Here is a 698-nt window from a genome sequence, read left to right on the forward strand (position 1 = left end):
CCACTGCGCTTGGGCTCGTTGCAGCGTCAGCCGGGCAAGCGTGCCGAGCTCGTTGCCCGCATCCTCGAGTACCTCGCTGAGCACGCCTTGCAGCTCACTGGCACCCTTTGGGAACACCAGGCCGAACTCGCCCAGCAGGCCACGGATGCGATTGATGCAGGCCGTGCGGTCTTCCTTGATGCCTTCGCGCAGCCGGTGCACGCACAGCATGCTTTGCTGTTCGATCGACTTGACCGGGATGAAGCGCATCGTCGGCCTGGACGCGGCCTCGCAGATCGCCGCCGCGTCGTTGGCGTCGTTCTTGCCGGTGGCGCCTTCGCTGCGGTACGGGCTCACCAGTTGGGCCGAGATGATCCGCGCGTCCAGCCCGAGCCCGATGAGCTTGCGCGCCCAGTGGTGGGCGCTCGAACTGGCCTCCATGGCCACGATGCAACCCGCCGGGAGATTGACGCACCACTCGATGAACTTGTCTCGCCTCAGCGCACGGCTGCTGAGCACGCGAGCTGCGGCGTCTACCGCGTGCACCTGGATCACGCGCTTCGCCAGATCCACCCCTACGCGAACGGCTTGACCTCGTGTAATCTTCTCCACGGACTTCCCCTTTCACAGGCTTCAGATTGATGACTTCGAACACCACCAATCTTGGCGCTTCGTCGCCGTTGCCCGAAGGTGGGAAGTCCCTTCGCATTCCCATCGAG

At 64.5% G+C, this 698-nt stretch carries 1 protein-coding gene; it reads right to left on the reverse strand.

Annotated elements, in window-relative coordinates:
* Positions 1-591 (reverse strand): IS110 family RNA-guided transposase (locus ACXRVZ_RS27680; RefSeq protein ID WP_458233141.1); only part of this gene is annotated, 591 nt, incomplete at its 3' end.
* Between the last annotated feature and the right edge of the window lie 107 nt (positions 592-698).

It is taken from the genome of Roseateles sp. P5_E8, from assembly GCF_054177665.1.